Source organism: Paenibacillus sp. P46E (assembly GCF_001909095.1).
Classification (GTDB): domain Bacteria; phylum Bacillota; class Bacilli; order Paenibacillales; family Paenibacillaceae; genus Paenibacillus_AQ; species Paenibacillus_AQ helianthi.
In genome coordinates, this window is the sequence record NZ_LVYZ01000044.1 from 175,773 (window position 1) to 190,132 (window position 14,360).

Consider the following 14,360-nt stretch of genomic DNA (forward strand, 5'->3'; position numbering starts at 1 on the left):
AATATGCGATTTTAGAAACGCAAATCCCGTTCACCGTTCTCAATGCGCCGGAGCCGGTCCATCGTTGCTTTTCTCGCGGCTTCCTTAGGAATATCCTCAAGCCCCTTGCGAATGATCTCTTCTCCCAGGGTACGGGTCGTTTCATCTGCGTAATCAAGTAAATATTCTTTAAAAGTTAACAGGGAGTTCGGCTGGCATATATTATGAATCTGTCCGGATTTGGCAAGCCGCATAAAACGGTCCCCTGTCCGTCCTTCCCGATAGCAGGCTGTACAATAGCTGGGAACATATCCGTCCTGGCACAGTCCGCGGATAATTTCCTCCGGCGAACGATGGTCGCTGACTTCGAATTGAGGCTTCTCTTGCGGCCGGCCTCCGGTTCCCTGTTTGGTCTCCATGTATCCCCCGACCCCCGTACTGGAGCCTGCACTCACCTGTGAAATGCCAAGCTTAATCACCTCATCACGGAATGACGGTTCTTCGCGGGTGGACAGAATCATTCCGGCATAAGGAACGGCGAGCCGCAAGACGGCAACCAGCCTTTTGAAGTCCTCATCCTTCACCAAATGCGGATACACTTCCAGATTCACGCCCTCCGCCTCCCGCAATCTGGGAACGGAAACGGTGTGAGGGCCTACCCCAAACCGCTCCTCCAAATGCTCCGCATGCATCAGCATAGCAACGGTATCGTACTTATAGTCATACAGGCCGTAGAGAACGCCTATCCCCACATCATCAATTCCTCCCATTTGCGCCCGGTCCATGGCTGTAGTGTGCCAGTCGTAATCGCTTTTGGGTCCCTTAGGGTGCATGGCAGCATAGGTGGGTCTGTGGTAGGTCTCCTGGAACAAAATATAGGTCCCGATCTCTGCATCCCTAAGCTTCGTGTAATCTTCAATGGTAGTAGCTGCGATATTAATGTTCACACGACGGATGCTCCCGTTATCTACCTTAACCGAATAGATCGTCTTGATCGCTTCGACAACATAGTCAATGTCACAGTTCACCGGATCTTCTCCTGCTTCAACCACAAGCCGTTTATGGCCCAGCTCCTGAAGCACACGGACCTCATCCGCCAACTCATCCAGATCCAGCTTCCGCCGCAGAAAATCCTCGTTGGTGTGTTTATATCCGCAGTACTCGCAGTTATTGACGCAATAGTTGCTTATATATAGTGGAGCGAACAATACTATACGGTTACCGTAAATTTTCTCTTTGATTACCTTGGCCGAGCGGTTAATGCTGTCAAGCACCTCAGTCTCTGCGACTTCAAGCAGGACAGCCGCCTCCCGGTGGGTCAGTCCCTTGCACGCTCTCGCTTTCTCCAAAATGGTCTGGACATAGGCGGAATCGCCCGCCTTCACTTTGGCTTCTTCCAGACTCAGGCGAATTTCCTCATCATTGATAAAATCTGCTGCTTCCCAACCCTTCCGCACATCCATCAACCTCCATGAACTAGACCTCAAAGCTTGTGGGCATAAGCTTAAACCTTGGACCGCTTGGTATAGTGAGTATGCAGCAGTTCGTGTGCTAGGTGACCGTTAGGCTCCCCTAAGAATTCTTCATACAATGCTTTTATAAAAGGATTGTTATGCGATTTGCGAACCGTTTGGGCCTCATCTTCGGTGTAGATGGCTTTTGCGCGCTCAGCCTTAATATCGATCCGCTCGGAGGTTCCCGCATCCACGATGGGCTGTCCCCCGCCGGTGATACAGCCGCCGGGGCAGGCCATCACTTCCATGAAGTCATAGGTCTTGTCACCCCGCTCCATCGCTTCCATCAGCTTACGCGCGTTGCCGAGACCATGAACAACAGCCGTACGAATTCTCTGGCCGGTGGGCAAATCAATGACGGTTTCCTTAATGCCCTCCATGCCACGGACAGCGGTATATTCAATGGTATCGAGTGCTTTGCCTGAGGTGATCTCGAACACGGTACGAAGTGCGGCTTCTGCCACACCACCGGTTGCACCAAAAATAACAGCAGCACCCGAACCCTTACCGATTGGATTATCAAACGCTTCATCCTGCAGGTTCACAAAGTCTATACCGGCTTCTTTGACCATGGCCGCAAGCTCACGGGTGGTGAGGACCCAGTCGACATCCTGCAGTCCTTCCCTTGACAGCTCTTCACGTGCACCTTCGTACTTCTTGGCGGTACAAGGCATGATGGAGACAACAACAATACTCTTTGGATCTATCCCCGCTTTCTTGGCAAAGAAGGATTTCACCATGGAGCCTTCCATTTCATGAGGCGATTTGCAGGTAGACAGGTTACCCAGCCTGTCAGGGAAGTTATGCTCCATAAATTTCACCCAGCCGGGGCAGCAGGACGTCATAAGCGGCAGGTTCTCTCCGCTGCCAAGGCGGGAGAGAAGTTCGGTCCCTTCTTCCATAATGGTAAGATCGGCGCCAAAGTTAGCATCAAATACTTTATCAAATCCAAGCTTCCGCAGGGCTGCGACCATTTTTCCGGTAACCCGGGTTCCAACCGGCAGGCCAAATTCTTCTCCCAGGGCTACACGGACAGCAGGCGCTGTCTGGACAACAACATATTTGGCCGGGTCTGCGAGAGCATCCCACACATCGTCGATATTCTCACGCTCACTAAGTGCGCCTACAGGACAAGCCATAATACACTGGCCGCAGTTGACACAGGTGGACTCGGCAAGCGGACGGCCAAATGCGGTGGAGATCACCGTATCAAACCCGCGCTTCGCAAAGCTGATCGCACCCACGGTCTGCATAGTCCCGCAAGCCCCGACGCAGCGGCCGCAAAGGATACATTTCGATGCATCACGGACGATAGCCGGGGAAGTATAGTCCTTCTCCTGGCTGGATTGCTCACCGGTGTAAGTCACTTTACGGATATTAAGATTACTGGAGACGTCCTGCAGCTCACAGCCGCCGCTTCGGGAGCAGCTGAGACATTCCTGATTATGATCGGACAGCAAAAGCTCGACGGAAGCACGGCGGGCGTCCCGGACCTTTTTGGTGTTCGTCTGGATCTTCATGCCTTCTTCCGCAATCAGCGTGCAGGAGGCAATGAGCCTCGGCCCCACTTCAACCACACATACCCGGCAGCTGGACGAGTGGTTGATTCCTTTCAAATAACACAGGGAGGGTATATGGGCGCCTTGATTACGGGCGGCTTCGAGCACAGTCGTACCTTTGGCGACTTCTGCTTCGATCCCGTCGATCATGATTTTAATCGTATCCAAAGTAATCACTCCTCTCGTCAGACTATCGCTACGGCTTTGAACTTGCATACATCGAAGCAGACCCCGCACTTGATGCAGACCGCCGTGTCGATGACAAACGGTTCCTTCATTTCACCGGAGATCGCATCCGTTGGACACTTTTTGGCACAAAGGCTGCAGCCCCGGCACAGATCAGGATCGATTTGATAAGAAATCAGTGATTTACAGACGCCTGACGGACATTTTTTGTCGATAATATGGGCCATGTACTCTTCGCGGAAATACTTGATGGTGGACAATACCGGATTCGGAGCGGTCTGGCCCAAGGCACACAGGGAGGCATTCTTGATCTGAACCGAGAGATTCTCAAGCTTCTCGAGATCCTCCATACTTCCTTTTCCTTCAGTGATCTTGTCGAGCAGCTCCAGCAGACGTTTGGTGCCTATGCGGCAAGGCGTGCATTTCCCGCAGGACTCATCGCGTGTGAAATCCAGGTAGAACCGGGCAACGTCGACCATGCAGGTATCTTCATCCATGATGATCATGCCGCCGGAGCCCATCATCGAACCCAGACTGGTCAGCGTATCAAAATCAATGCTGCAGTCCAGATGCTCTTCTGTCAGACAGCCGCCGGAAGGCCCTCCGGTCTGTACCGCCTTGAATTTTTTGCCGCCCGGAATCCCGCCGCCGATTTCAAAGATTACTTCACGCAAAGTTATTCCCATGGGAACTTCAACCAGGCCGGTATTCACGACTTTCCCGCCCAAAGCGAATACTTTGGTGCCCTTAGACTTTTCGGTTCCGATACTTGCATACCATGCGGCACCTTTCAGAATAATCTGAGCAACATTCGCCAGGGTCTCAACATTATTGATGATCGTCGGCTGCTCCCACAGACCTTGAACGGCCGGAAAAGGCGGTTTGGGTGTTGGCATTCCCCGGTGGCCCTCCACCGAGTGGATCAGGGCTGTTTCTTCTCCGCAGACAAAAGCTCCGGCTCCAAGCCGTACATCAATGCTAAAGCTAAAGCCGGTTCCCAGGATATTATCGCCGAGCAGACCATATTCACGGGCTTGGGCAAGCGCTTTCACAAAGCGTTGGACGGCGATTGGATATTCTGCACGGACATAGATGAAGCCTTGGCTGGAACCAATGGCATACCCGGCAATCGCCATCGCCTCTATGACCGAGTGGGGGTTGCCTTCGAGGATTGAGCGGTCCATAAATGCCCCGGGGTCCCCTTCGTCCGCATTACAAATGACGTACTTTTGCTTCTTATCCTGCTTGGCTGCAAATTCCCACTTCAGACCTGTGTTGAACCCGCCGCCGCCGCGTCCCCGCAGACCCGATTGCTTGATGGTATCAATCACCTCCTGGCGTCCCATGGTCTTGAGCACCTTGCCAAGTGCCTGATAGCCGTCACTGCCGATGTACTCATCAATATTTTCCGGGTCAATAACCCCGCAGTTGTGCAAGGCGATCCGCACTTGTTTTTTGTAGAATTCCGTTTCTTCAAAGTTCAGGATTTCGCCGTCCTGTTTGGTCTTCTCGTAAATCTTCTTCTCGTAAGGTTTGCCGTGGAGCAGATGTTGTTCCACCAGCTTCGGAATATCCTGAACCTCTACCCTGCTATAAAATATACCTTCCGGATAGACGATGACGACTGGCCCGAGCTCGCATAGACCGAAGCAGCCTGTGCGCACGACTTCCACCTGCTCCTGGATGCCGTGGTCTGCGATTTCCTGGTTCAGCTTCACAATAATCTGATTGGAATCGGACGATGTACATCCTGTCCCCCCGCATACCATCACTGACCTGAACCGGATGGAATCAGGAGATTCTCCGGTGATTTTCCGGTTATCCAGACGGCCTTGCGTAAGCGTTCTGATAGCATCAAGATCCGTTAAGAGCTTCATACTCATACCTCCCGTATCAAATGCGCCAGAGGCGCAAGAGCATCAATTGTATTCCTTCAGAATTTTCGGAATGTTATTAGGTACCAGACGTCCATGAACTTTTTCGCCAATGGTCATGACGGGTGCAAGGCCGCAGGCCCCCAGACAGCGGGTCGCTTCCAGTGTGAATTTATTATCTTCGGTGGTTCCTTGTACTGGGACCTTCAGCTCCGTGCTCAGACGGTCAAGCACACCTTGTGCACCCTTGATATAGCAAGCTGTGCCAAGGCACACATGGACCACATTCTCCCCTTTGGGGGTCAGCGAAAAGAAATGATAAAACGATGCCACACCATAGATTTCACTCATCGGCAAATTAAGTTCAGCAGATACAATCTGGAGAACGGGCTCCGGCAGATAGCCGTAGATATCCTGAATTTCATGAAGCACGGGAATCAGAGCCCCTTGTATCATTTTGAACTGCGAAATCGCGGCCTGGACTTTCAGCAGCTTCTCGTCGGCCTCCGCTACGCCCCCACAGTTACTGATTGGTTGTTGTTCCATTAAGAATGCTCCCTCCACTCAAGGTAAAAAGTTGAGCGCGATATTTAGAAAAGCAACATCTTTAGCTGAAATCCAAATATAATGTAATGAGAATGATTTTCAGTTATAAAGGATGAGGATGAGGCCAACTCCTTTATCTGTCGGCCTCCCACAACCCTGCCCTAGGGCAGTTAGAGCAGCGAACTCTCACTCTTGAGCTTCAGCCGGCTCCAGCGGCGTTCAATTTCGGCTTCGAAATTTTGCAGCAGTTCTTCATCCTTGAGCAGATGTTTGGTTTTACCCATTCCCTTCAGCCACTCCACTGCCGGGATACGCTTGCCCTTCAACTCTGGATTGTAGGTGATGCTAGTGATCCCCTGCTCGATTTCATACAGCGGGAAGAAGCAGGAATCCACAGCCGCTTTTACCAGGTCATAGCCGCTATGGTCACTCGTCTTCCAGTTCAGCGGGCAGGCGCAGAGCAGCTTTCCGTAGGCAGTACCGACATTATTGGCATACCACTGTGCCTTGGCAGCCTTCTGCAGCAAATCCTGGGGATTGGATTCAGCACCCGTAAACACATAAGGAATGTTGCAGGCCGCCAGAATTTGCGCCGTATCCTTGTGATGGCCTTTTTTACCTTTTTGCGTCTTCCCTACCCCGGAGGTGCTGGTCATGTGTCCCATTGGAGTCGAGTAAGACAGTTGGGAGCCGGTGTTCATGTAGCCCTCGTTATCATATTCAAGGATGATCATTTTATGGTTGCGGAGAGCCGCGCCTACGGTTGCCCCCATGCCGATATCCATGCCGCCGTCGCCGGACACCATCACGAAGGTGATGTCATCACTAATCTGAACTTCGCCGCGCCGCTTCAATTCATAGAAGGCATCCACCATCCCGGCGAGTGTAGCTGCACCGTTCTGGAACAGGTTGTGTACAAAGGTCTGGTTATGGGAGGAATACGGATAGCTGGCTGTCACCACATACGCACAGCCCGTCTGGAACAGGACCACCATATCGCCTTCGATTCCTTTGAAGAACAGCTCCAGTGCGGAAAGTGCGCCACAGCCGGGACAGGCGCCATGCCCGGGGGCCAGGCGGTGCGGCTTGGCAGTCAATTGCCGAAGCGGAGGGAGCTTCACTTTCAGCAGGCCGGTATCTTCACTGGGAGTCACCTGGATGAGGCCGCTTTTGTAAGCATCGCCATGCAGCGGTTCCATCACCGGAACAAGTGCGTCCTTGGCATCCCCGGGGTAGTACCCATGATAGTCGAACGGTTTCTCGGCATACCCTTTATCCGCTGCATCCATAGCCAGTTGAAAAAAAGCTTCCGCATCATCCGCATAGAAATCCTTGCCGCCCAGACCAAAAATACGGGAGAGGATGATTGTCTTGTTGTCCGGATCTACCTGCAGCGCAGAGCGGATCTCGTGGGTCAGGTTACCGCCCTGGGCCCCATAGGAATCAGCGCGTTCACCGACAAGCAGTGCCTTGACGTTCTTAAGGGCCTGGCGAAGCTGCTCCGCCGGGAACGGACGAATGAGGTTGGGACGGACCAGACCTGCCCGGATGCCTTTAGCCCGAAGCGCATCAACGGTATCCTTTGCGGATTCCCCTGCAGAGTTCAGCAGGAACACAGCCACTTCAGCATCATCCATACGGTACAAGTCGAGAACCTTATGTTCACGTCCTGACAAGGCGGCATATTCCCGGGCGACCTCCGCATAGACCTCACCTGCTTTATCCAGAGCTACCGACAGCTGATAGTGGTTATTCAGCAGGTCATCGCCACCCATATGCGCACCTATGGTCACCGGATGGGCAGGGTCCGAGACATTGGGATAGTTGTGATTGGGATTCGGGCCTACAAAATTCTGTACAACTTCATTCTCTTTGAAGTATTGGACTTTGCGTTTCTGGTGGGAGGTGAAGAAGCCGTCATAAGCGACGATTACAGGCAGACGAACCTCAGAATGTTCAGCTATTTTGAGAGCCATGATATTCATGTCATATACAGCCTGCGGCGTGCTGGCAGTCAGGATGACCCAGCCTGTATTAAGACCATAGTACAAATCAGAATGATCTCCACGAATATCAAGCGGTCCGCTGACTGCACGGGTAACAAGGTTAAGCACCATCGGGAACCGTGTCCCGGACTGGGTGGGAAGCTGCTCCAGCATATACAGAAAACCTTGGGAACTGGTTGCATTAATCACGCGTGCCCCCGCCATAGCCGCACCGTAGCAGATCCCGGCAGAACCATGCTCACCATCTGCTGCGATTAATTGAATATCATGCAGACCATTCGCTTTCATCTGATCCAGGTATTGGGCTACTTCCGTAGATGGCGTAATGGGGAAATAACCCATAATGTGGTAATTAATCTGAGCAGCGGCAGTAGCCGCCATTTCATTGCCGGATTCGAAGTGAGTGACTTGTTCAGCTACTATGATCTCCGTCTGTGCATTTTCACTAACAGCCATTGTTGTTTCCTCCCTTTCCATCACTTGAACACTTGGGGAACGCGATGCTCTTCGGCAAAACCCACTTCTTCACGGATACTGGTGAGGGCTTCTGTGGGGCATACTTCAATGCATTTCAGGCAGCCTTTACAGTAGTGATAGTCGATGCCGAGCAGGATCTGCTGGGGCCGTCCACGCTTGTCTTCGCCTTCCTCCCAGACAAAACAGTTGTCAGGGCACACATTGTCGCATGCCGCGCAGCTAATGCATGAATCCACATCAAGGACCGGCAGTACACCTGAACGCGAGCCGCTCAGATCCTTCTGAATACTGTTGCCCTGCGCGAGAATTACACCGCCGGGAACTTGTGTCTCGTAGCCGAGCAGAGACTGCGCACGCTTGAAAGGTACAGCCTGCGTCCCTGCAGGCACTTCGTAGGTTTTGAATTTCACTTCGTTGTATCCGCGGTCGAAGGTGCGGATGTTCGGCTCCACCAGGTGCGGATATTTCTTCTCAAAGGTTCTGCGGATGACCTTGCGCATCGCTTCCGGATCAAGGAAATCACAGATACGGAACATAGCGCCAAGCATCGAGGTATTGACTTTCGTCTGCTCCTCAACGGCAATTCCCATGGCATCCACCAACGCAACCGTGCCGTATTCCAGCTTCAGGTCTGCCCGGACCTCATCGAAATCGCGCGAAGTATTCACCAGGACAACACCGTCCGGCTGCAGGCCACTGACAACGTTGACCGTCTTGTACAGGGCTTCATGAAAAACAGCAACCAGATGGGGCTCTTCAATTGGACTATGGTCCCTGATTTCGACTTCAGGATCACAGAAACGGACGAATGTTTTGATAGGGGTCCCTTTTTTTTCGGAGCCGTAAGACGAGAAGTTGGATGCATTGAAGCCAAGCTCAATCGCACCGGTCTCGGCAAGCATTTTACCTGCAAGGTTGGCGCCAAGTCCGCCGATGGATTCCAGACGGATTTCATAAAAACCCAGCGCATTCTTTTTTGGCAACGTTGACATTAGATCTCCTCCTAAAAGTTTTGTCAGCATTCTATCTATGAGATCACTTCGTACAAAACTAGCTCCGGAAGCATGAGCTTAGTTTTGTCAGCATTCCTTCTATCAGATCACTTCGTACAAGACTTGCTTGGCTGCATGTGCTTAAATCACCGGGCCATCGAACGTGAAATTATTCACTTATAGGTCTAAAATAAACCTCACGCTCTAGCTTTTCTCTGGTGTTCGGTTGAAGCTGCAATGATCCCCTCTAGTGAGATCAATCTTATAGCCGGCGGCTGCGATCCTCATCTCCATACAGCTTCTGCATTGGGAAGCCTCGTCCCCCGTACAAATCTTGTTCTCGTACAGCGCATATTTCCTGCGGACGCTCAGAGGGGAGAGTATGGGCATCACTACGTTACTGCCCGCCGCAAGTGCCTTTTCCCTGCCTGTATGATCAAGAGTTCCCATTGCCGTAGTTGCAGGCATCAGCGCATCCGGAATGAGCAATCTTGCCATGGCAATCATTACGAGCGTGTCTTCAACCGTCCCCCCCTGAGCATCTTTAAGCGGAGTTGCGCTATGCGGGATGAACGGGCCGATGCCAATCATTTCCGGATGGAGTTCCTTCAGAAAGAGGAGATCCTCTGCCAGGTGCTCATGGGTCTGTCCGGGAAGTCCCACCATAAAGCCGGCTCCAACCTGGTAGCCAATCTTCTTGAGTGTACGCAGGCAGTTCACACGGTTATCATATGACATCCCCGGATGCAATGACTGGTACAGCGAACGTGAGGCTGCCTCGTGCCGAAGCAAGTACCGGTCAGTTCCAGCATCAAACAGCGCACGATAAAAGGCCTCGCTGCGTTCTCCAATAGATAAAGTGATTGCCGCATCAGGAAAACGGAGCTTCATAGTCGTGACCAAGCGGATCATCCGTGCTTCAGTGAAGTAGAAATCTTCTCCGCTCTGTAAGACAAATGAACGATAACCGAGACGGTATCCCTCTTCCGCACACTCCAGAATCTCCTCCTCAGTCAGCCGGTAGCGCTCCGCCGCAGCATTCGACCTCCGCAGACCGCAATACAGGCAGTCCTGTTTGCAAAAGTTTGAAAATTCAATTAGGCCCCGCAAAAAAACGTTTTCATTATAGTGCAGCTTCCGGGTTTGTGCCGCCAGATCGAACAACCGGACCTTAAGTTCGGGAGTCAGATGCTGCAGAAAATAGACCATTTCGTCTTGATCCAGCTCGTTCTGCTCAACTAATTTGCCAAGCAACCCTTCCATCGAGCGTATTCCTCCATCCCGCATGTCTGCCAAGTGAAGACCTCTTATTTCTCCGTCCGTTACCAGGCAAAACAAGCTCGCAGTGAACGAATTACTCTAGATTATGCAGGGTGTGTAGGTAACATGACGGCGTGATCTGCACATTTTTCGCTTTTTATGCATTTCTTTAGAACTCCTCCATGAAGTCCTGTAAAAAAGCAGATTGTGCTTGTCACCATAGGGTCGGGGGAACAATATTTTTCAGGGAGAGGAATCAAAAACAGCGGGTTTCCGACAATCGGAAACCCGCTGCTATCTTAGATTACGAACACACCCGGGAGCTTATACGGGGAGAGAGTTCTTGGGCCAAAGGCAAGCTCAAGTGGAAAAAGTAAACTTAATACTTCCCTTTTCTATCCCCCGCAAACGCTAGTTGGACAAAGTAAACTTAATCTGGCCCATTCGCACACGTACGGGAAAATCCGCTTAGATTAGGTCTACTAATTCCCACTAAATCCACTTCCCAACGCCTTCGAGCCCCATTTAAGTTCACTAATTCCACTCCAATTTCCCACGGCGCCCAGCAGCCCTCCATTCCCATATTCACACCGAAGGAAGACCCCAATTTTCTGTAAAAGGAAAAAAAAGGCCCCCACTTGAGCAGCAGCAGTCATGCACAATGGGGACTCTTGGGGGAGAATTTCTCTTATAGGCTTGGCCCTCAGTCAGGACGTCCAGTCTCTGTCAGGCCTCAGCCTTCACCGTGGCCCAGTTGCAGCTTCAGCCCTGTTACCGCGAGGGTCACATTTCCCGGAAGAATGTAGTCTTTTCTGAAGTCCACATCATGCGACATATGGGTGTACACGGCACGGATTGGCTGTACGATATCCAGCAGTTCTGCAGCTTCGGTCATATCATAGACTGAACGGGTGGACAGCTCAGCAGATTCATAATAAAAGCTTGTTCCCAGCACCAGAAGGTCCGCCCCATGCATATGCTTCGTTTCCTCCGGAGAGAGGGAAATAGAGTCCGGGCAATAGACCCAGGTGTAGCCGTCCTTTTCCAGCCTGTAGGCATAGGAATAGCCGTTCTTCCCATGGTTGACCCGCCAGGTGCGGATCTGCCACCCGTCCAGTTCAACTCCGTCATCACACGGAATCATATCGATGTGGCCGCCAAGCCACGGATACTGCCGCTGAATTACCGGGATCACCTCCGCCGGCGCGTAGAGCTCCCCTCTATACCCCATCCAGCGGCAGCTGTCTGCCCATTCCGGCAATCCGCCGATATGGTCGAAATGGGCATGCGTCACCAGCAGCCTGCGCATGCTGCGCCGCCCCTCCAGCTCCATCTGGCGCCGCCAATCCGGGCCACAGTCTATGACCCAGAAATCACTGGCGTTATCTATCAGCACTGAGGAGCGCAGCCGGATATTTTCTCCGCTGCTTCTCGCCTCCATGCAGGTCTCACAGCTGCAATATACCCGGGGTACGCCCATGGCGTCCCCGGTTCCCAAGAATACCAATGTGTCCACAAGCCAGCCCTCCTTAAATTTCGCGTCACGCGTCACGGATGTTCGGAAACTCTTTATCATTATAGAACAGCTCAGCCACCTATTGCACCCTACGGTAAGAAGTGGCTCCGGTCCATCGGACTAACCCTGGCCGAACATCAAAAAGAGCAGCCTCATCCGCAGGTTAGCCCTGCCGTGAGACCACTCTTTTTCATCCGAATTCTCCATCCTAGATTCCAGCCAGCACCTGATACCAGATACCCCGCTTCGAATACAGTGTAGTACGAACCTCATTCCAGCCGCCGAGATACGAAATGTCGAACAGGCCCGCAGGAACCGGATAACGGCTCTCATTCTCTGCATAGACCTGCTTGTCAACGGGCCGGAACCCGTATTTGGCAAAGACCTCCTGCGCTTCAGGTGTAGCCAGATAATCCACCAATGCGTCCGCTGCTTCGCTGGTACCGTGTTCTTTGGCATACTTATCCACGACCGCAGCCGGATTTTCAATCAGGATCGTATTCTTGGGAATAACCACCTCATATTTCACACCTTTGGCAATCCGGGCCAGCAGCTCATTCTCGTAAGTGACGATCACATCACCCACCCCGTATTCAAAAGCCGCCATGGAAGCCCGTCCGCTTTTGTCCAGAGACTCTACGTTCGCGTGTATGCTCTCCAAAAATGCTTTGGCGGCAGCTGGATCCTTTGCCCCCTCCTGCTCCTCAGACAGCTTCAGGCCCGCCCCGTAGATGGCGTTGATATCCCACTGTGCCCCGCCGGAGGTCTTCGGATTGGGATAGAGCACCTTCACCCCTGGCTTCGCCAGATCCGCAAAATCATGAATGCCCTTCGGGTTGCCTTCCCGGGTACCCAGTGCAACCACCGAGCGGGTTACCATTCCGTTCACCCCGCGGTCCTTCCAGCCAGGTTCAACAAGTCCAGCCTTAACCAGCTTCTCCACATCGCCTTCCATTGCCAGCAGCGTCACATCCGCTTCAAATCCGCCGACAATGGCCCGCGCCTGGGTTCCCGATGCCTCATAAGACTGCTGAAAGGTGAGGGTCTGCCCCGTTTTGGTCTTCCACTCTGCTGCGAACAGGGGCAGAATCTCACCCAGAGCATCCTTCGCCACACTATAAGCTCCTATCACAAGCGTAAGATCCCCATGCTGCGGGTTGTCAGCCGCCGTGCTTTCCTTACCATTCCCGCAGCCGGCCACGGCCAGTGCAAGCATTGCCAGCATTATGGGCGCCAGCCATCCGTGCAGTTGTCTGCTCCTTTTGATAAGCCTCATCCCGGCGACACATCCTTTGACAAGATACCCCCACACAGTGGAGATTTGAATTCGAAACGTACTCAAGCACTTTGCGGGGACCCCAAAAAACCTAGAAATTCTTCTATTATTAGATAAACACAGGCATTGGATCTTCCTTCAGTCCATTCTCTTGAATCCAGCTCCGCTCGTCATTGAACAAGTAGGCACGGTGGACAAGCACAGCGATTTCCTGGCCCGGCGTAAGGGTTTCTTTTTCCAGAGAACGGTAGGTCACCAGCTTGTGGCCGTTCACTTCCACCTCAACCAGCCATTCACTGCCGCGGAAATGCAGATGCTTCACGATGCCCTGTTCCGTGGCCGAGGCCATTTTGAATTCATTTAGGTTACCTACTTCGATATATTCCGGACGAATCAGTGCCTTGGTAGGCTTGCCGCCACCTGCATTCTTGAAGCCCTTCAGCTCGGAAGCGCTCCCGATCAGGGTGGATTCCCCGATAAAGGTTGCCACAAACGGCGTTTTCGGCTCTTTATAGATATCCCAAGGTGTGCCCTTCTGCTCCAGCCGTCCCTGATTAATGATCATAATCTCATCCGCCACTTCAATGGCTTCATCCTGGTCATGGGTCACGAAAATGGAGGTGATGCCAACGCGCTCAATCAGCTCGCGAAGCCATGAACGCAGCTCCTGCCGGATCTTGGCGTCAATCGCGGCGAACGGCTCATCCAGCAGCAACAGCTGCGGCTCAGGTGCAAGCGCCCGGGCAAAAGCGACCCGCTGACGCTGCCCGCCCGAAAGCTGATGCGGATAGCGTTTCTCAAAGCCCTTCAGTCCCGTAAGCTCCACCAGCTCGGCCACCCGGTGCTGGATCGTGTTTTTGTTCACCTTTTTCACCTTGAGTCCAAAAGCAATATTCTCATACACAGTCATGTGCTTGAATAGCGCATAGTTCTGGAATACAAAGCCGATCTCGCGTTCCTGGGGCGGAAGATTATTTACGGTCTTGCCGTGAAAAATGATCTCGCCGCTGTCCGGTGTCTCAAGGCCCGCCAGCATGCGCAGTATCGAGGTTTTGCCGCCGCCGCTTGGACCGAGCAGGCCAATGAGATGGCCTTTGGTAATTCCGAAGTTAACGTCCTTCACCGCATGAAAATCTCCAAAATGCTTATCGAGTCCCCGGACTTCCACATGCATA

Annotated in this window: 10 protein-coding genes; all 10 read right to left on the bottom strand. The window is 52.5% G+C overall.

Annotated features, from left to right (window positions below):
• Positions 1–11: 11 nt before the first annotated feature.
• The 10 genes from hydG to A3849_RS16665 all read right to left on the bottom strand — a co-directional run bounded on the left by hydG (position 12) and on the right by A3849_RS16665 (position 14,359).
• Complete coding sequence (gene hydG / locus A3849_RS16620; protein WP_483874378.1) at positions 12–1,436, bottom strand: [FeFe] hydrogenase H-cluster radical SAM maturase HydG; 1,425 nt, start codon at positions 1,434–1,436, stop codon at positions 12–14.
• Positions 1,437–1,483: 47 nt separating this feature from the next.
• Positions 1,484–3,220, bottom strand: a complete 1,737-nt coding sequence (locus tag A3849_RS16625) for an NADH-dependent [FeFe] hydrogenase, group A6 (protein WP_074112416.1) — start codon at positions 3,218–3,220, stop codon at positions 1,484–1,486.
• A gap of 17 nt (positions 3,221–3,237) precedes the next feature.
• The gene (nuoF, locus tag A3849_RS16630; RefSeq protein WP_218619245.1) at positions 3,238–5,115 is read right to left on the bottom strand and encodes an NADH-quinone oxidoreductase subunit NuoF; all 1,878 of its coding nucleotides are present in this window, start codon (positions 5,113–5,115) and stop codon (positions 3,238–3,240) included.
• Between the two features lie 42 nt (positions 5,116–5,157).
• A complete protein-coding gene (locus A3849_RS16635) occupies positions 5,158–5,658 on the bottom strand; it encodes an NADH-quinone oxidoreductase subunit NuoE family protein (RefSeq protein WP_074112417.1) in 501 nt (166 codons plus the stop codon).
• Between the two features lie 170 nt (positions 5,659–5,828).
• Complete coding sequence (locus tag A3849_RS16640; RefSeq protein WP_074112418.1) at positions 5,829–8,120, bottom strand: thiamine pyrophosphate-dependent enzyme; 2,292 nt, start codon at positions 8,118–8,120, stop codon at positions 5,829–5,831.
• A gap of 20 nt (positions 8,121–8,140) precedes the next feature.
• A complete protein-coding gene (locus A3849_RS16645) occupies positions 8,141–9,133 on the bottom strand; it encodes a 2-oxoacid:acceptor oxidoreductase family protein (RefSeq protein WP_074101593.1) in 993 nt (330 codons plus the stop codon).
• Between the two features lie 204 nt (positions 9,134–9,337).
• Positions 9,338–10,420 (bottom strand): [FeFe] hydrogenase H-cluster radical SAM maturase HydE, encoded by a 1,083-nt coding sequence (gene hydE, locus A3849_RS16650; protein WP_256700803.1) that lies wholly within the window; start codon positions 10,418–10,420, stop codon positions 9,338–9,340.
• A gap of 706 nt (positions 10,421–11,126) precedes the next feature.
• The gene (locus A3849_RS16655; RefSeq protein WP_074112420.1) at positions 11,127–11,909 is read right to left on the bottom strand and encodes an MBL fold metallo-hydrolase; all 783 of its coding nucleotides are present in this window, start codon (positions 11,907–11,909) and stop codon (positions 11,127–11,129) included.
• 208 nt (positions 11,910–12,117) lie between these two features.
• Positions 12,118–13,185, bottom strand: coding sequence for a sulfate ABC transporter substrate-binding protein (locus A3849_RS16660; RefSeq protein WP_074112421.1), 1,068 nt, complete (start codon positions 13,183–13,185; stop codon positions 12,118–12,120).
• A gap of 109 nt (positions 13,186–13,294) precedes the next feature.
• Entirely contained in the window at positions 13,295–14,359 is a 1,065-nt protein-coding gene (locus A3849_RS16665; protein WP_074112422.1) for a sulfate/molybdate ABC transporter ATP-binding protein, read from the bottom strand.
• Position 14,360 lies beyond the last annotated feature (1 nt).

Excerpts from the sequence above, each read along its gene's own strand:
- hydE (WP_256700803.1), bottom strand. The coding sequence starts at position 10,420 with ATGCGGGATGGAGGAATACGCTCGATGGAAGGGTTGCTTGGCAAATTA.
- nuoF (WP_218619245.1), bottom strand. The coding sequence starts at position 5,115 with ATGAAGCTCTTAACGGATCTTGATGCTATCAGAACGCTTACGCAAGGC.
- A3849_RS16645 (WP_074101593.1), bottom strand. The coding sequence starts at position 9,133 with ATGTCAACGTTGCCAAAAAAGAATGCGCTGGGTTTTTATGAAATCCGT.
- A3849_RS16660 (WP_074112421.1), bottom strand. The coding sequence starts at position 13,185 with ATGAGGCTTATCAAAAGGAGCAGACAACTGCACGGATGGCTGGCGCCC.
- A3849_RS16635 (WP_074112417.1), bottom strand. The coding sequence starts at position 5,658 with ATGGAACAACAACCAATCAGTAACTGTGGGGGCGTAGCGGAGGCCGAC.
- A3849_RS16665 (WP_074112422.1), bottom strand. The coding sequence starts at position 14,359 with ATGCATGTGGAAGTCCGGGGACTCGATAAGCATTTTGGAGATTTTCAT.
- A3849_RS16640 (WP_074112418.1), bottom strand. The coding sequence starts at position 8,120 with ATGGCTGTTAGTGAAAATGCACAGACGGAGATCATAGTAGCTGAACAA.